The 17265-nt window shown below is 45.0% G+C and carries 17 protein-coding genes; 5 read left to right on the top strand and 12 right to left on the bottom strand.

Going from position 1 to position 17265, the window contains the following annotated elements:
• Positions 1 to 211 precede the first annotated feature (211 nt).
• The 5 genes from P253_RS05630 to P253_RS05610 all read left to right on the top strand — a co-directional run bounded on the left by P253_RS05630 (position 212) and on the right by P253_RS05610 (position 4457).
• Positions 212 to 1762: a circularly permuted type 2 ATP-grasp protein gene (locus tag P253_RS05630; protein ID WP_016659101.1), complete on the top strand. Its 1551-nt coding sequence runs from the start codon at positions 212 to 214 to the stop codon at positions 1760 to 1762.
• Positions 1763 to 1782: 20 nt separating this feature from the next.
• Positions 1783 to 2385: an alpha-E domain-containing protein gene (locus tag P253_RS05625; protein WP_016659100.1), complete on the top strand. Its 603-nt coding sequence runs from the start codon at positions 1783 to 1785 to the stop codon at positions 2383 to 2385.
• Positions 2382 to 3161 (top strand): transglutaminase family protein, encoded by a 780-nt coding sequence (locus tag P253_RS05620; RefSeq protein WP_016659099.1) that lies wholly within the window; start codon positions 2382 to 2384, stop codon positions 3159 to 3161. Before P253_RS05625 ends, P253_RS05620 begins: the two co-directional genes overlap by 4 nt.
• 30 nt (positions 3162 to 3191) lie before the next feature.
• Entirely contained in the window at positions 3192 to 3926 is a 735-nt protein-coding gene (locus P253_RS05615) for a proteasome-type protease (protein ID WP_005178750.1), read from the top strand.
• A 96-nt stretch (positions 3927 to 4022) separates the two neighbouring features.
• Entirely contained in the window at positions 4023 to 4457 is a 435-nt protein-coding gene (locus tag P253_RS05610; protein WP_016659098.1) for a BLUF domain-containing protein, read from the top strand.
• Positions 4458 to 4525: 68 nt separating this feature from the next.
• Here the strand turns inward: P253_RS05610 and alr are convergent, their stop codons facing one another.
• The 12 genes from alr to ppsA all read right to left on the bottom strand — a co-directional run bounded on the left by alr (position 4526) and on the right by ppsA (position 17119).
• Positions 4526 to 5596, bottom strand: a complete 1071-nt coding sequence (alr, locus tag P253_RS05605) for an alanine racemase (protein ID WP_016659097.1) — start codon at positions 5594 to 5596, stop codon at positions 4526 to 4528.
• Between the two features lie 45 nt (positions 5597 to 5641).
• Positions 5642 to 7087 (bottom strand): replicative DNA helicase, encoded by a 1446-nt coding sequence (gene dnaB / locus P253_RS05600; protein WP_005178744.1) that lies wholly within the window; start codon positions 7085 to 7087, stop codon positions 5642 to 5644.
• Positions 7088 to 7296: 209 nt separating this feature from the next.
• Positions 7297 to 7743, bottom strand: a complete 447-nt coding sequence (gene rplI / locus P253_RS05595; protein ID WP_005178742.1) for a 50S ribosomal protein L9 — start codon at positions 7741 to 7743, stop codon at positions 7297 to 7299.
• A 9-nt stretch (positions 7744 to 7752) separates the two neighbouring features.
• A complete protein-coding gene (gene rpsR / locus P253_RS05590; RefSeq protein ID WP_004719336.1) occupies positions 7753 to 7980 on the bottom strand; it encodes a 30S ribosomal protein S18 in 228 nt (75 codons plus the stop codon).
• A gap of 11 nt (positions 7981 to 7991) precedes the next feature.
• Positions 7992 to 8381, bottom strand: coding sequence for a 30S ribosomal protein S6 (gene rpsF, locus P253_RS05585; RefSeq protein WP_005178734.1), 390 nt, complete (start codon positions 8379 to 8381; stop codon positions 7992 to 7994).
• Between the two features lie 297 nt (positions 8382 to 8678).
• Positions 8679 to 9557: a heme o synthase gene (gene cyoE / locus P253_RS05580; RefSeq protein WP_016659096.1), complete on the bottom strand. Its 879-nt coding sequence runs from the start codon at positions 9555 to 9557 to the stop codon at positions 8679 to 8681.
• A 10-nt stretch (positions 9558 to 9567) separates the two neighbouring features.
• Complete coding sequence (locus tag P253_RS05575) at positions 9568 to 9897, bottom strand: cytochrome o ubiquinol oxidase subunit IV (protein ID WP_171065104.1); 330 nt, start codon at positions 9895 to 9897, stop codon at positions 9568 to 9570.
• Complete coding sequence (gene cyoC / locus P253_RS05570) at positions 9894 to 10514, bottom strand: cytochrome o ubiquinol oxidase subunit III (protein WP_005178726.1); 621 nt, start codon at positions 10512 to 10514, stop codon at positions 9894 to 9896. The genes P253_RS05575 and cyoC overlap by 4 nt, the downstream gene beginning before the upstream one ends.
• A gap of 4 nt (positions 10515 to 10518) precedes the next feature.
• On the bottom strand, positions 10519 to 12501 hold the full coding sequence (gene cyoB / locus P253_RS05565) for a cytochrome o ubiquinol oxidase subunit I (RefSeq protein WP_005178725.1): 1983 nt from the start codon (positions 12499 to 12501) through the stop codon (positions 10519 to 10521).
• A 3-nt stretch (positions 12502 to 12504) separates the two neighbouring features.
• A complete protein-coding gene (gene cyoA, locus P253_RS05560; protein WP_005178724.1) occupies positions 12505 to 13581 on the bottom strand; it encodes a ubiquinol oxidase subunit II in 1077 nt (358 codons plus the stop codon).
• A 298-nt stretch (positions 13582 to 13879) separates the two neighbouring features.
• Positions 13880 to 14674 carry an RDD family protein gene (locus P253_RS05555; protein ID WP_016659095.1) on the bottom strand — a complete coding sequence of 265 codons (795 nt, stop codon included), beginning with the start codon at positions 14672 to 14674 and terminating at the stop codon, positions 13880 to 13882.
• 66 nt (positions 14675 to 14740) lie between these two features.
• Positions 14741 to 17119, bottom strand: coding sequence for a phosphoenolpyruvate synthase (gene ppsA, locus P253_RS05550; RefSeq protein WP_005178721.1), 2379 nt, complete (start codon positions 17117 to 17119; stop codon positions 14741 to 14743).
• Positions 17120 to 17265 lie beyond the last annotated feature (146 nt).

Raw genomic sequence — 17265 nt, 5'->3', positions numbered from 1 at the left:
ACATGGCTATAGTCCACACAATAAGAAATGTCATGCTTTTTGGCAAGTGGCAGGCACGAGGTCTGGCGATAAATTGATACAAGATGAAGCAAAATAAGATTTGTTTTATCTGTACAGATCGGCGATAAAGAAAGAGTGAATACCAAGTCACAATTATTGGCACTGGAATTGCTTATATAAAATTAGAAAGGATAACAATGATGAGGTTTGTATGCTGAAAGAAAATCAAGATACAAATTCAATAGATACAATAACATCAGACCATCTTTTAGAGCGGGTGCAGGTCTCGGTGACCGATATTTCGCTGCCGCAGCAAAAATCATCTGTATTATTCGAACAATTGAAATCTGAATTTTTTAATGAATTGTCGGGCGAACAGAGCCTTGCCGATAGTGCCGCGCAGAAAATCGAACAATGGCTGACCCAGCACAGTTTAGAAGAACTGACAGCACTGAATGATGCCGCCAAAGCACATTTTCTGTATCAGGGAATTACCTTTACCGTGTATGGCGATCAGGAAGGCACCGAGCGCACCATTCCTTTTGATATTATTCCGCGGGTTATGGCCCGGCAGCAATGGAATACAGTGGCCTTGGGCTGTGCCCAGCGTACTCGGGCGCTAAATCTGTTTTTACATGATATTTATCATCAACAGGATATTCTAAAAGCCGGTATCGTACCGGAACTGCAGGTGCTGACCCACGAAGCCTATCAGCCACATATGCTTGGTCATGGTCTGAAGGGTAAGGTCTATAGTCAGATTAGTGGCATTGACATTATTCGTGATCAGCACGGTGAATTTTTTGTGCTGGAAGACAATTTAAGAACGCCATCGGGTGTGTCTTATATGCTGGAAAGCCGTAAGATTAGCCAGAAACTGATTCCCCAGCTGTATCAGCAGAATAATATTCAGGGCATCGAGCATTATCCGCAGCTTTTAAAAGAAATTCTGGCCGAAAATGCCTATGTCGATCAGCCTTTTATTGTGGTACTGACCCCGGGGCGCTATAACAGTGCCTATTATGAACATGCATTTTTAGCCCGTGAGATGGGTGTACCTTTGGTAACATCGAGTGACCTGTTTGTATTAAATGACAAGGTTTATGTGAAAACGGTGCGGGGCAAACAGCAGGTTGATGTAATTTATCGCAGGGTAGATGATGCATTTTTAGACCCGCTCTGTTTCAGACCGGACAGCACCCTGGGTGTGCCGGGCCTGATGTCGGCCTATTTACAGCATCACGTCGTCATCGCCAATGCGCCGGGTACCGGGGTGGCCGATGACAAATCCATTTATCCTTATGTCGATAAAATGATTCATTTCTATTTGGGTGAACAACCAATCTTAAATAATGTCCCGACCTATCAATGCCGCGAAGCAGATGATCTGGCCTATGTGCTGGAACATCTGGAACAGTTGGTAGTGAAAGAAGCACAAGGTTCAGGTGGATATGGCATGCTGATTGGTCCTCAAGCCTCCGAGGAGCAACTGGCCGAGTTTAAAATGAAAATTCTGGCCGCACCGCAAGCCTACATTGCCCAGCCGACCCTGAATCTGTCGGTGAGTCCGACCTTAACCGAACAGGGCATTGCCGAACGGCATATTGATTTACGTCCTTTTGTGCTCAGCTCGCCTTATCGTACTGAAATTGTTCCCGGTGGCTTAACCCGTGTGGCCATGCAGGCCGGTTCGCTGGTGGTCAATTCATCTCAAGGTGGTGGCATTAAAGATACCTGGGTGGTTGATCCCTTACATTCATAACAACTCCCAAGGAGAATCATGTGATTTTACTGAGTCGTAATGCACAGCAGATTTTCTGGTTGGGTCGTTATTTGACCCGCATCCAGTATTTATGCAGTCAGTTTCCATTTAAATATAATGATGATGCCTTGCAGTATGCACACGCCTTCTGTTTGCCAGCCTTTGATGCGGCATCTTTAAATGAGCTGATTCTAAATCCGGAACAGCCCGCCTCTTTTCATCAGCAGTTTCAGTATGCCAAAGATAATATTCAGGATTTACGCGGGGTCTTGTCGGCACATGCCTATGCCGAATTAAACCAGTACATTAAAAATGCCAAAGAAAATCCAGCCTATATCTGTGATGTAGTTGGAGATTGTCATGAAGTCTTAGAAGCTGAAGCATCTGATATTTTCCTGTTCTTTAAACTGGGGCAGCATCTCGAGCAACTGGACCGGCAATTGCGCTTAAAGCAGGATATTCAGGGCACGGTCTATTATATTGAAGTGGTGGTAGGGTTATTGACCCAAGCCGGCTGGGATTCTTTACCCGAAATCTGGATGAAGCTGAAGCAGCAACCCGACAGCATGCATTTTTACCAGTTTAGTGACCATATTCAGCAACTGTTCGAGGCCGATGCATGAGGCTCATGATTAATCACCAGACCCATTATCATTATTCGGCACCGGCCTGTAACAGTATTCAATATATTAAAATGACCCCGCCGAACAATGCCCATCAACAGGTTCATCATTGGGCGATTAGTGTGCCAGGGGAATCCGAGATTAAACAGGATGCTTTTCAGAATATCTGGATGACCAGCACCCAGCGCTTTAGCTATCAAAGTCTGAGTATTATGGCGCAGGGCATTGTCGAGTTGCGTCCGCAGATGCGATGGGGCCTGCAAGATCAGCTGAATCCCTATCTATTTTTACAACCAACAGCCAGCACGCTGTGCAGCCCTGAAATGCAGTGTTTTGCACGGCAGTATGTGTTGCAGGTGAATCGTGACAACCTGATTCGTTTGTCAGAAGCGATTTTAAGCCATATACCATACCGTCCGGCCCAAACTTCGGTGCAGACCACCGCCATTGAAGCCTTTCAGGCCAAACAGGGCGTCTGTCAGGACCATGCCCATGTGCTGATTGCCATGTGTAAATCTTTAGGCATCCCGGCACGTTATGTTTCCGGTTATTTATATAGCAGCAACAGTTCACATCTTGCCAGCCATGCCTGGGTAGAGGTATTTTTAGAACAGCACTGGTACTGTTTTGATGTCAGCAATCTGGCTTTTCAGCCAGACTCGCATGTCTATCTGGCCGTCGGGCGGGATTATTGGGATGTGGCGCCGGTCCGTGGCGTAAGAGAAAAAGGCGGCATCGAGCACATGCAGACCATGGTGCAGGTTCTAGCCTGCTAAGTAATGGATGACAATTAAAAGGATAATGCTATGACGTATTGCTGTGCGCTGCGTTTAAAAGATGGTCTGGTGTTTATTAGTGATTCGCGTACCAATGCCGGGGTCGATCACATTTCGGTATTTCGCAAGCTGTATACCTTTGGGGTGGAAGGCGAGCGCCTGATTACCATTCAGACCTCGGGTAACCTAGCGACCACACAGGCAGTCATCGGTCATTTAAAAAATCATCTGACTTTAAACCAGGAACCGCATTTATATAGTGTCAAAACCATGTTTGAAGTGGCAGAATTGGTGGGCTGCTTGCTGAAAAAAGTCATTCAGGATGTCACTGACGATAAAGACGAGCAGCATAATTATTATTGCAATTTGCTGGTGGGCGGGCAGATTAAAGGCGAGCCGATGCAGCTGTATCATATTTATCCGCAAGGCAATTTTATTTGCGCCACGCGTGATACGCCGTTTTTCCAGATTGGAGAAAGCAAATATGGCAAACCAATTCTTGACCGGGCCTTACGCTATGATATGTCGCTGGAAGATGCCTTACGCTGCGGCCTGATTTCTTTTGATTCCACTTTACGTTCCAATGTGTCCGTGGGTATGCCGCTGGACTGTATGGTTTATCATAAAGACAGCCTGCATATTCCTTTGGGCAAACGTATTTGCGAAGAAGACCCGTACTTTGAATATATTAGCAAGCAGTGGTCCGATACCTTAAGACGCGGGTTGCAGGAATTGCCGGTGCCAACCGAAGATTATTTGACTTAAAAGCTCAGTCCCTTTATTTTAATCAAGTTTTCCTTGAATGATAAATCCTTAAGAAAATCAAAAAATATTCGTACAGATCATGATGAGGACTTGAATATGTTTCAGCTTTGCTATGCCAGCCAGAGTACCTCGACGGCTGAAAATTTACTGCAAGATTTACGCAATATTCTGATCGAAGCGCGCAATGCTAATACCCAGCATCAGGTATCGGGTGTGCTGTGCTATGCAGAGGGTTATTTTTTTCAATGTCTGCAAGGTGATGAACAGGCCGTTCAGGAAATTTTTGCCGGGATTGTTGGTGATCCGCGTCATCAGAATATCCAGATTTTTACCGAGAATCATGTTGCCCAGCAGCGTTTTCAGGATTGGGCTATGAAATATGTGATGCGTAATAGCGAGATCAAAGCCTATTTCCAGCAACTCGGTCATGCGCAATTTTTACCGCATCAATTAAATGCCACACAGGTTGATGGATTGCTTCAGGTGCTATATGAGGCGCTAAATCATTCGGTGGTAGATGAGGTGGCTTAAATCTGCTGCCTGCGTTATAAAAAGAATAAAAAAAGAACCTCCATTGAGATTCTCTTTTATTGAAAAGATTAAATAACTTTACGGTCCGGACGCTGGGTTAAGCGGCACAACAGCTCATAACCAATGGTGCCATTGGCCGCTGCGACATCATCCACTAATCGTTGCTTGCCCCAAAGCTCGACTTCCGTGCCTAACTGAACATCCAATCCAGTTACATCAATAGCAATCATATCCATGGCAACACGACCGACTACAGCTGCTTTTTGGCCTTTAATGGCGACAAAATTCTGCGCAAAGAAGGCACGTGGATAGCCATCACCGTAGCCAATGGACACAATAGCCAGTTGCATAGCTTTATCGGCAGTAAAGGTCGAGCCATAACCAACCTGTTCACCGGCCTGAATCTCATTTAAGGCAATAATTTCTGCGCTAAAGGTCATCACCGGTTTTAAATCTAGTGCATAAATATCTCGGTCTGCAAACGGAGTTGCGCCATAAAGCATGATGCCGGGACGGACAAAATCAAAATGCAGTTCCGGATATTTATAAATAGCAGCAGAATTACAGCACGAAGCTAAAATCGGTGCGCAGTCGTTTTTTACTTCCAGAAACTGACGGATCTGTTCATCATTCAGTGGATGATCGGCATCTGCATTGGCGAAGTGCATCGCCAGAACACAGGTAAAGCCGGCCGATTTTAATTGCTGAATGACCTCTTTAATCACCTCAAGTTTAAAGCCCAGACGGTTCATGCCGCTGTTGAGCTTAACCCAGACTTTCAGATTTTTAGAGATATAGGCATCTTTGTGCGCAATGAGCCATGTAACCTGTTCAGGCTGATGCACCACAATCTCGATATTCTGTTCAATGACAATTGGCATTTCATCTTCAGTGAACACGCCTTCAATCAGGGTGATGGGTTGCTGGAACCCCAGTTCACGAATTTCCAGTGCTTCTTGTAAACAGGCGACACCAAAGGCATCGCTGTCTTGTAAGGCTGCTAAGCAGTCTTTAACGCCATGTCCATAAGCATTGGCTTTGACCATACTGACAATTTTGGCAGTCGGGGCAAGTTGTCTGACACGGTTTAAATTATATTGAAGCGCAGCACGATCAATATAAACTGTAGCTTGGCGCACCCTTATTTACTCCTACAGGGTCATGAAAAGGCAATGATGGCTGAATTATTCATCATCATCGTACTGAGCATAAAACTCAGGGGAAAGGTTACTAAAGCGGGTGTATTGGCCTTCAAACGCCAGACGCACGGTGCCAATCGGGCCGTTACGCTGCTTACCAATAATAATTTCGGCAGTACCGGCTTCTTTAGATTCCTTGTTATAGACCTCATCACGGTAAATGAACATGATCAAGTCGGCATCCTGCTCAATCGCACCCGATTCACGTAAGTCGGACATCACCGGGCGTTTGTTGGGACGGTTTTCCAGCGAGCGGTTGAGCTGGGAGAGGGCAATGACCGGACATTGCATTTCTTTGGCCAGGGCTTTCAAGCTACGCGAAATTTCTGAAATCTCGCCGACACGGTTATCGCCCATGCCCGGTACTTTCATCAGCTGCAAATAGTCGACCATGATACAGCCGAGTTTGCCGCCGTGCTGTTTGGCAATTCGGCGCGCACGCGAACGTACTTCGGTTGGAGGGAGCGCTGATGAGTCATCAATGTATAAATGCTTTTCTTGTAGCTGTAAAATGGTGCCGGTGACTTTGGACCATTCATCGCCGCTGAGTTTGCCGGAACGTAAATTCCCCTGATGCACTTTGCCATACGAGGAAATCAGACGCATGGCAATTGAATCGGCTGGCATTTCCATGGAGTAAACCAGCGCCGGCAGGTCGTTATTGAACAGTACACTTTCAACCAGGTTCATGGCAAAGGTGGTTTTACCCATTGACGGACGGGCCGCAACAATAATCAGGTCGCCAGCTTGCATCCCCGAAGTTTTATTGTCCAGCTCGACAAAGCCGGTGGTCAGACCGGTAATGTTGCCATCCATTTGCGACAGTTCATTTAACTTGTCGAAGACATCGGCCACGACGGTATTAATGGCTTTCGGACCGGCATTTTTCTTGTTGTTATTGTGCTGCTCGGCAATCTGGAAAATATTGGTTTCAGCGAGGTCTAGAATTTCACTGACAGTGCGGCCTTTGGTGTCATAGGCATTTTGCAGAATTTCCGAGCTGACTTTAATCATGTTTCTTAAGGTCGAAAACTCTTTAATTTTAGCCGCATAAGTTTCCAGGTTATAGAAACTCGATGGTGAATCGGCCATCAGCTGCATGAGATATTCTTCACCACCAATGGCATCAAGCAGATTGTGCTTGATCAGCCAGTCATTGACCAGAACGGCATCATAAGGGGAGTTTTCTTTGGCCAGGGTATCAATGGCACGGTAAATATATTTGTGTCGCGTGGCGTAGAAATCGGATTCCTGTAATACATCTCCGACCTGTTCCAGTGATTCGGCCACGGTCATGAGGGCAGCCAGAACGGCCTGCTCAATGGCCAGGTTATGCGGCGGGGTGCGAAACTCTTTGAGCGCACCGGAATCGTTGCTGGAACTCTCTGTTTTGACTGGAGTTGGTTTGGTGTTGGCCAGCGCCTGTGACATATAATTCCCTGATTTTAATACGATGAATACCAAATAAAACCGGTGGTCTTATAGCATGAATTCAATAAACGGTGTAACCACAAATCATACGCGCTCTGGCAAAAAAAGCGAGCAGATTTTAAGAACGGATAGCTTACAAAAAGGTGAGGAGATTTTTACAGAAATAAAAAAAGAGCATGCCAAGGCATGCCCTTTTTTCTTGCGAGAAATTACTCAGATACGATAGTAACGAGAACTTCAGCAACAACATCATGGTGCAATTGGATTGCGATGTTGAATTCACCAGTGTGACGAAGCGCACCGTTTGGTAAACGAACTTCTGAACGGTCTACTTCTAAACCAGCGTTCGTTAACGCGTCAGCGATGTCACGAGTACCGATTGAACCGAATAATTTACCTTCGTCACCCGCTTTCGCAGTGATTACGATATTTACTTCGTTCAGTTGGTCAGCACGTGCTTGAGCAGCAGCCAATACTTCAGCTTCTTGCTTCTCAAGTTCAGCACGACGAGCTTCAAAAGCAGCAGTGTTTGCTTCAGTCGCAGCAACTGCTTTACCTTGAGGGATAAGGAAGTTACGGCCGTAACCAGCTTTAACTGATACTTTATCGCCTAATTTACCAAGGTTTTTAATGCGTTGTAATAAGATAATATCCACAGCTCAACCTCACTTATGATTGTCAGTGTAAGGGATCAACGCTAAGTAGCGAGCTTGTTTGATCGCAAGCGCTAATTGACGTTGGTAACGAGCTTTAGTACCTGTAATACGGCTAGGAACGATCTTGCCGTTTTCAGTGATGTACTGTTTTAAAGTATCGATATCTTTGTAGTCGATGTACGTAACGTTCTCAGCTGTAAAGCGGCAGAACTTGCGACGACGGTAAAAACGTGCCATTGATGTTCTCCTTATGCTTCAGCAGAGTCTTGGTTAACTTGTTGTGCTTCTTCACGTTGAGCTTTACGCGCACGTTTTTCTTCAGCACTCTTAGCCAGTAAAGACTCTTCAGTGATAGCGTTTTCACGACGGATGATTAAGCTACGAAGGATCGCGTCGTTATAACGGAACAATTCTTCAAGTTCATCAAGAGTCGTTTGACCACATTCAACGTTCATTAAAATGTAGTGCGCTTTGTGAATTTTGTTAATTGGGTAAGCCAATTGACGACGGCCCCAATCTTCTAAACGGTGAATTTGACCTTCAGCTTCTTTGATGTGAGTCAGGTAACGTTCTACCATACCCACAACTTGATCGCTTTGGTCTGGGTGTACCAAAAGTACGATTTCGTAGTGACGCATTGTCAGCTCCTTACGGTTTATGCAGCCCCTGACCAAATAGCCAGAAGCAAGGAGTCACAACCAGGGTTGTGTCGCAAAATTGCGAAGCGTGAATTTTAGTGCTTTTGCTAACGAAATACAAGCCATTGAACAAAGAGCTTGATCACTTATTTCAACAAAAGAGTGAGGTGGGGGAATTATGGTAATAAGCTTACTAATAGAGAGTAAGTATCTATAAATCAGAAAAAGAGATCGAAGAAAAGAAAACTGGAATTAGAAGGGGAGTCCCATCTTAAAAGATAGAGAGGGCTCTATCTTTTAAAAGAGGATGATTGAATTTGCAGGAGCTTGCGCAGTAATGCTGAAGCTTAAACTGATCACGGTAATTAAAATTACAGAGAACAGGAAAAAGCGTTTTGCCCACAGCTGATCATTTTCTGCTTTAAAGCCGAGGATGGCAATGTACAGCCAGTAAATACACAGGGCATTTAAAATCAGCAGATATAACCAGTTGGCATATCCAAATACAAATAAGGCATTCATGACCACTGTAAACAGAATCACATAAATTAGCGACTCTACTTTGGTGCGATACACAGAACGCGCCACAGGTAAAATTGGAATACCTGCATTTTTGTAGTCATCGAAGCGGTAAATGGCAATCGCCCAGGAATGCGGCATTTGCCACAGTGCATAGCCCAGAAAAATAAGCAGGGCAGCCAGGTCAAACTGGTTTGCAACCGCAGTATAACCAATAACCGGTGGGCTTGCGCCCGAAATACTACCAATAATGGTCTGATGAATGGTGGTGCGTTTGGTCCATAAGCTATAAAAGCCGACATAAACTACAAAACCAATCACGGCAAAAAGGAAAGCGTACGCATTTACCCCAAACCATAAAATGCTAAAACCCAGTACACCCAGCACTAAAGCAAACACTAAAGCAACCGGAACTGAAATGGTTTTTTTTACCATCGCACGATTTTGTGTACGTTGCATTTTTTGGTCGATGTCTTGGTCAATTACGTTATTAACCACACATCCAGATGCCACTACCAGGGTAGTGCCCAGAAGGGTAAGAAGCAGGAGAAGGAAATCTACAGAACCTTGAGTGGCTACAAAGTAGCCACCCAAAGTGGTAACGAAGTTACCGAAGAGAATTCCTGGCTTAGTCAGGAATAAATACTTTTTCAGCATGACAACCAGTTTAGATCATCATGTTGTAGTGAAGGTAGTTCATAATCCATACTGAACCGACTAACAGAATAGCGATACAGAGGATTGTATAAATAAACGCAATCACGTTCCAGCGTTGTTCTGAAGACGAGTTCATGTGCAGGAAGTAAACTAACTGTACAAGAACCTGAGCAACCGCAGTAATCGCAATAACTGTGACCAGCAGACCGCGGCTAAAACCACCTGCCATAACCATACCAAAAGGAATAACGGTTAAAATAACAGACAGGATAAAACCAACAGAGTACTGCTTGAAGTTACCGTGTGATGCGCCAGCAGCGTTGTGATCGTGACCCATTATAGAACTCCCATCAAGTAAACGACGCTGAATACACAGATCCATACGATGTCAAGGAAGTGCCAGAACAAGCTTAGGCAAGCAAGACGACGCATGTTAGGTAGAGTCAAACCATATTTCTTGATTTGAATCATTAACACGATCATCCATACCAGACCAGAAGTAACGTGAATACCGTGCGTACCAACTAAAGTAAAGAACGCAGATAAGAACGCACTAACGCTTGGGCCATGACCAGCGTGAACTAAATGATTGAACTCATATAGTTCCATGCCAATAAAGATCGCACCGAAGATCCATGTGATGCCTAACCAAGTTAAAACTTTAGCAACATCTTTTTTGTATGCAGCCAGAACTGCAAAACCAAAGGTTACTGAAGAGATCAGCAGGGCGAAGGTTTCAGTTAAAACGAAACCTAAAGACTCGCCAAAAAGATCTTTTGCACTTGGAGTACCAACTGGAACGTGGCTGCTTAATACAGCGAATGCAATGAAGAGTGTACCGAAAATGATCAAGTCACTCATCAAGTAAGTCCAGAAACCAAAGACAGTGATGTCAGTATCATCGTGATGATGATGCTCATCGTGTCCGTGGTTGTCGTGATGAAGTACCTCAGCCATTGTCTTAGTCCTTCTTCAAGTGTTTTTCAAGTAAGGCATAACGTTCGTTTTCAATGCGTTCTACTTCTGCTGCAGGAACATAGTAGTCCACTTTCTTCGTGAACGAGCTCACGATGAACGAAATGATAGACGCGATAAACGTTACAACTACTAACCACCAGATGTGCCAGATAAGTGCAAAGCCCATTACTGTGATAAACATAGCAATCACAAAGCCCGCAGCACGGTTGGTTGGCATGTGGATGTCTTCGTACTTCGCTGGTTTCGCGTAAGCTACGCCATTCTCTTTGTCAGTCCAGAAAGTATCAATGCCATTGATCTTTGGAAGATGCGCAAAGTTATAGAACGGAGCAGGAGATGAAGTCGCCCATTCAAGGGTACGGCCATCCCAAGGGTCGCCAGTGTGATCAAGACGCTGGTTACGTTGCAAGAAGCCAACAATGATTTGCATCAAGAAGCATGCAATACCAATGGCAATCATTACCGCACCCACCATCGCGATCATGACATATGGGTCCCAATCTGGGTTGTCATATGTGTTCAGACGACGCGTCATACCCATGAAACCAAGGATATACAGCGGCATGAACGCAAAGTAGAAACCTAAGAACCAGAACCAGAATGCAGCTTTACCCCAAGTTTCATTCAGTCTCCAACCAAACATTTTTGGCCAGTAGAAAATGATACCTGCGAACATCGCGAATACTACACCACCAATAATTACGTTATGGAAGTGAGCGATCAGGAATAAAGAGTTGTGTACCAGGAAGTCCGCTGGTGGAACTGCCATTAATACACCTGTTAAACCACCGATACCGAAAGTCACCAGGAAGCCAAGTGTCCACAGCATTGGAGTTGTGTAGGTGATGCGACCCTTGTACATGGTGAATAACCAAGAGAAGATTTTCACACCAGTCGGGATCGCAATAATCATGGTCATGATACCGAAGAACGCGTTAACGTTGGCACCTGCACCCATGGTAAAGAAGTGGTGAACCCATACAACGAAAGACAATACAGTAATTGCTACAGTTGCATACACCATTGATTTGTAGCCGAACAACGTTTTACGAGAGAACGTCGCAACAACTTCTGAGTAAATACCAAATGCTGGTAATACCAAGATGTAAACTTCAGGGTGACCCCAAGTCCAGATCAGGTTTACATACAACATTGGGCTACCACCCATGTCGTTTGTAAAGAAGTGGAAACCGAAGTAACGGTCAAGCGTTAACATTGCAATTGTTGCAGTTAACACAGGGAACGCAGCAATGATCAGTACCGCTGTACATAAAGATGTCCAGGTAAAGATCGGCATGTCCATTAACTTCATGCCAGGCGCACGCATCTTGATGATGGTAACGAAGAAGTTAACACCCGTTAGAAGCGTACCTAAACCGGAGATCTGTAATGCCCAGATGTAGTAGTCCATACCTACGCCTGGAGAGTATTCAATACCTGACAGTGGAGGATAAGCCATCCAACCTGTTGCAGCGAACTCACCAAGTGCAAGTGAAACCATCATCAGACCCGCAGCACCAGCGAACAGCCAGAAGCTTAAAGAGTTTAATAATGGGAAGGCAACGTCACGAGCACCAATCTGTAAAGGTACAGAGATGTTCATCAAGCCTACTACAAGACCCATTGCCACGAAGAAGATCATGATCACACCGTGCGCGGTGAAGATCTGGTCGTAGTGCTCAGGGTGTAAATAACCTTCGCCACCACCTCGTGCAAGGAATTGCTGAAGACGCATCATGATCGCATCGGCGAAACCACGCAGCAGCATGACCACAGACACGATGATATACATGATACCAATTTTTTTATGGTCTACAGATGTGAACCATTCATTCCACAGGTAACCCCATTTCTTGAAGTAGGTAATACCTGCAACAAGAACGAGACCGCCCAGGATCATCATTACAACTGTAGCCTGTACGATTGGATCGTACGGAATTGCATCTAGTCCTAACTTACCAAACATGTCTTATTCCTCTACAGAAGCAGTCGCATGTTCAACGTTTACATGAGCTTCTGAAGCAGGCGCTTCAAGCGCAGTTTCAGCTTGAGCTGAATGGTCTGCACCATGATAGTTACTCATGTATTTATTGATCACAGATTCAAACAAGCCTTGCTCTACAGAAGAGTAATAAGTCACAGGATGTGGCTGAGTCTTATAAGGACCTTCTGCTTCAGCAGTTGCAGCAAGTTTTTTCTCTAGTTCTGTTTTCGCGTTACGAACCATTGCATCAATTTGTTTCTGTGAACGGTTACCGTCACGTAAAGATGCAAATTCAGCTTGATCTAGAACTGTTTTTTGAACAGCTTCAGGATTGATCGTTGTGCCTTGTCCGGCTTTAACCGCAGTTACCCATTGATCAAAATCGGCTTCAGTTACAGAGTGAGCAAGGAAGCGCATTTGAGAGAAACCGTAACCTGAGTAGTTAGACGAGAAGCCGCGGTATTGACCGGTGCTGTTCGCTAATAGGTTTAGGTGAGTCTGCATACCCGCCATTGCATAAATCTGACCAGACAATGCAGGGATAAAGAACGAGTTCATTGTAAAGTTGGATGTTAAGCGAAGGCTTACCGGCGTTTGCTCTGGGAAGCGGATTTCGTTAACAGTCGCAATGTTCTGTTCTGGGTAGATGAAGATCCATTTGAATTGTTCAGCAATAACCTGAACAGTTAATGGAGCCTTATCTGACTCAATTGGACGGTATGGGTCATACTTGTGGGAACCCCACCAAGTTAACCAAGCTAGAATACCAATAATAATAACCGGGATACCCCAAACCACGATTTCAATCGCAGTAGAGTGTGCCCATGTTGGTTTATAGTCTGCATCTTTATTTGATGCGCGATATTTCCAACCAAACCATAATGCCATGATGATTGAAGGAATCACCACTAATAGCATCAAGTAGATCGCAGTCATCATCAGGTTCGATTGACCTTCAGCAACTGGACCTTGCGAGTTTAGAAGTACCATATCACCGCCACACCCGGTTAAGAGTGCAGCCATCGTAGATAAAGACAATACAGCTAAAATCGTTTGTCTCATTTTACAACCTCGGTGAAGAGTCCCATTCCCTAATTTAATTATGGGATAGCGATTATAGTGTCGCATGATTGATAAGTATTTTTTTGACGCAAAAATCCTTGTCAATCATGATACACCGCTACGTTGTAGGGCATTATGCCTGATATCGACAAACTAAGCTACTCAAAAAGCGCCTTTAAAGGATTGTAATAAAAACCGATTTTGTCACTCGGAATTAACTTTTTTACGAAATATTTTTATTTGTATATCAATGTAATGAATAAAAAAGGGATGAAATTTCATCCCTTTTTTTGATCTTTTATTTTTCTTGCTTTACGACTTTGGTTTTGGCCAGTTTGTCATGCAGGGTCTGACGTTTTTCACCCAAAGCGAAGATATAATCAGCAATTGTAATAAATGGCATGAATAACAGATTCAAAATAATGAAAACCAGGGTACGCAGCGCAAACACGCGGGTCAGGCCTACTTTGCTGTGGTCTTCAGCGTCGACAATCTTGATTTTGGTTAAACGTTTACCAATACTCTGGCCACTTTTGGCCAGCAGAAACGCCTGAATCCCGAGCATAATCAACAGGTAAATGGCCATCATTTGCCAGGCATCGGCAGGAATCAGGCGAAACAGTTCCGACTGTAATTGCACCGCCTGATCAGAGCTGGTGGCTGACTGCATTTTCTGTTGCAGTTCAGACAGTTGACCAAACTGGTCCTGCGTTAAAAAGAAAGATGGAATGGCGGCAGCCGGTAACCACAGCAACAGGTCAATAATTTTCGCCAGTGCACGCGTACCGATAGAGGCCAGTTCAGTTTGAGCAGCTTTTGCTTGCGGCTGGTTCAGGCTTGAATTGTTATAGCTGGCGGTATTCTGTGGCTGCTGAAACGGTGATGCTTCTGGTGTGGCCGGCGCAGGCTCGTAGCCTTCAGGTTGATATACAAGTTTACCTTGGGTGAGCTCACCTAAAGCTTTCCATTCTGTCATCCCTTGATGCCATGCAAGATCTGTCAGTAACACTTGCTGGCTGGCAAGCATCTGGTTTACTTGCTCCAGGGTATATGGACCGGCTTGTTGATTATTTCGTGCCAAGTAAATCTGCATAAAGTTTAAATCTCAAATCTATAAATAAAAAAGACCCAATGAATGGGTCTTTTTTAACATGTTTTATTAAGCTTGTTGAGCTTTTTCTTCAGCAAGGAAGAACCAGGTGTCTAATACTGAGTCTGGGTTCAGCGATACAGATTCAATCCCTTGTTCCATCAGCCATTTTGCCAGGTCAGGGTGGTCAGAAGGACCTTGACCACAGATGCCGACATATTTACCGGCTTTACGGCAAGCATGAATCGCCATCGACAGCAGGGCTTTTACCGCTGCATCACGTTCATCAAACAGATGAGAAACAATACCTGAGTCACGGTCTAAACCAAGGGTTAACTGGGTCAAGTCGTTTGAACCGATTGAGAAGCCATCGAAGTGTTCAAGGAATTGCTCAGCCAACAGGGCGTTGGTTGGTAATTCACACATCATGATCACTTTCAGACCATTTTCACCACGTTTCAGGCCATTTTGTGCCAGCAGTTCCATCACGCGTTTCGCTTCAGCCACAGTACGTACAAATGGAATCATGATTTGTACGTTGGTCAAGCCCATTTCATCACGGACTTTTTTCAGTGCGCGACATTCAAGCTCGAAGCAGTCACGGAAGTTGTCTGATACATAACGGCTTGCACCACGGAAGCCCAGCATCGGGTTTTCTTCTTCCGGCTCGTATAACTTACCGCCAATCAGGTTAGCATATTCGTTTGATTTGAAGTCAGACATACGCACGATGACTGGCTTGTCTGCAAACGCGGCTGCCAGCGTTGAAATACCTTCCACCAGTTTTTCCACATAGAATTCAACTGGAGAAGTATAACCCGCAGTACGTGCCATTACGGCTGCACGTGTTTCACGTGGCAAGCTGTCAATATTCAGTAGTGCTTTTGGATGCACACCAATCATACGGTTAATGATGAACTCAAGACGTGCCAGGCCAATGCCTTCGTTTGGAATTTGCGCGAAGTCAAACGCACGGTCCGGGTTACCCACGTTCATCATGATCTTGAACGGCAGCGCAGGCATCGACTCGATTGAGTTACGTTGTACTTCAAAATCTAAAGCACCTTCGTAAATGAAACCGGTATCACCTTCAGCACAAGATACTGTCACTTCCTGACCGTCAGTCAAGACTTCAGTGGCATTACCACAACCCACAATTGCAGGAACACCTAATTCACGCGCAATAATCGCGGCGTGACAGGTACGACCACCACGGTTCGTGACAATGGCAGCGGCACGTTTCATCACTGGTTCCCAATCCGGGTCGGTCATGTCAGAAACCAGTACATCACCGTCCTGGACTTTGTCCATTTCTTTAATCGAGGTTACGATGCGGACTTTACCAGAACCGATACGCTGACCAATTGAACGGCCTTCACACAATACAGTGCCGCGTTGTTTCAGCAGGTAACGTTCCATGGTGCCCACGTTTTGACGACTTTTCACTGTTTCTGGACGCGCCTGAACAATATAAATTAAACCGTCATCACCATCTTTGGCCCATTCGATGTCCATTGGTGCACCGTAGTGCTCTTCAATGATTAACGCCTGTTTTGCCAGTTCTTGCAGTTCGTGATCATTTAAGGCGAACTGTTGACGATCCGCTTTTTCAACATCAACCACAACCACAGATTTACCAGCCGCACCTTCTTCACCATAAATCATTTTCTGGTGTTTAGAACCAAGGTTACGACGTAAAACTGCGTGTTTACCTGCTCTTAACAGCGGCTTAGAGATATAGAATTCGTCCGGGTTAACCGCACCTTGTACTACCATTTCACCCAGACCGTAAGAAGCCGTAATAAAGACTGCATCACGGAAACCAGATTCTGTATCCAGGGTGAACATTACACCTGCAGCACCTGTTTCTGAGCGCACCATGCGTTGTACGCCAGCAGACAGGGCAACAACATCATGGTCAAAGTTTTGGTGTACACGGTAAGAAATTGCGCGGTCGTTGTACAAAGAGGCAAATACTTCTTTAATGGCAATCAGGACGTTGTCGATGCCACGGATGTTCAGGAAAGTTTCCTGCTGGCCCGCGAAAGAAGCATCTGGCAAATCTTCTGCGGTAGCAGATGAACGAACGGCAACCGCGATGTCAGGGTTGCCGTTAGAAAGTTCTGCGAAAGCATCGCGGATTTCTTTTTCAAGTTCTGCCGTAAGCGGAGTGTCGACAATCCATTGACGGATTTTTGCGCCTGTCTCAGCAAGAGCATTGACGTCATCTACATTTAACGTTTTAAGCTCGGCTTGAATTTTAGCGTTTAGGCCACTTTGCTCGAGAAATTCACGATAAGCTTGAGCCGTTGTCGCAAAGCCACCTGGTACAGAGACGCCAGCATTAGACAAATGGCTGATCATTTCGCCCAGAGATGAGTTTTTCCCACCTACGAGCTCAACGTCGTGTTTCCCTAATTTTTCTAGACCAATTACGCGCGCTTCCAAAGTTATTACTCCACTTTTGCAGTATTAATCACTATCTTGGCATGAAATTATATTGAATATGCTTAGCTTTTTGATTTAACTAAGCGACAGTCATGTAAGATCAGTTTACTATAAAGATTATATAGCACTAAGACAAATGTTTAAGG

The sequence above is a fragment of the Acinetobacter indicus CIP 110367 genome (assembly GCF_000488255.1).
GTDB classification, from domain to species: Bacteria; Pseudomonadota; Gammaproteobacteria; order Pseudomonadales; family Moraxellaceae; genus Acinetobacter; species Acinetobacter indicus.
The sequence above is the reverse complement of the archived record's forward strand: the minus strand, read 5'-3'. Positions and strand labels throughout refer to the sequence as shown.

Coding starts and splice junctions, on each gene's coding strand:
- P253_RS05630 (WP_016659101.1), top strand. CDS start 212: ATGCTGAAAGAAAATCAAGATACAAATTCAATAGATACAATAACATCA.
- P253_RS05620 (WP_016659099.1), top strand. CDS start 2,382: ATGAGGCTCATGATTAATCACCAGACCCATTATCATTATTCGGCACCG.
- P253_RS05615 (WP_005178750.1), top strand. CDS start 3,192: ATGACGTATTGCTGTGCGCTGCGTTTAAAAGATGGTCTGGTGTTTATT.
- P253_RS05610 (WP_016659098.1), top strand. CDS start 4,023: ATGTTTCAGCTTTGCTATGCCAGCCAGAGTACCTCGACGGCTGAAAAT.
- dnaB (WP_005178744.1), bottom strand. CDS start 7,087: ATGTCACAGGCGCTGGCCAACACCAAACCAACTCCAGTCAAAACAGAG.
- rpsR (WP_004719336.1), bottom strand. CDS start 7,980: ATGGCACGTTTTTACCGTCGTCGCAAGTTCTGCCGCTTTACAGCTGAG.
- rpsF (WP_005178734.1), bottom strand. CDS start 8,381: ATGCGTCACTACGAAATCGTACTTTTGGTACACCCAGACCAAAGCGAT.
- cyoE (WP_016659096.1), bottom strand. CDS start 9,557: ATGCTGAAAAAGTATTTATTCCTGACTAAGCCAGGAATTCTCTTCGGT.
- cyoC (WP_005178726.1), bottom strand. CDS start 10,514: ATGGCTGAGGTACTTCATCACGACAACCACGGACACGATGAGCATCAT.
- cyoB (WP_005178725.1), bottom strand. CDS start 12,501: ATGTTTGGTAAGTTAGGACTAGATGCAATTCCGTACGATCCAATCGTA.
- cyoA (WP_005178724.1), bottom strand. CDS start 13,581: ATGAGACAAACGATTTTAGCTGTATTGTCTTTATCTACGATGGCTGCA.
- P253_RS05555 (WP_016659095.1), bottom strand. CDS start 14,674: ATGCAGATTTACTTGGCACGAAATAATCAACAAGCCGGTCCATATACC.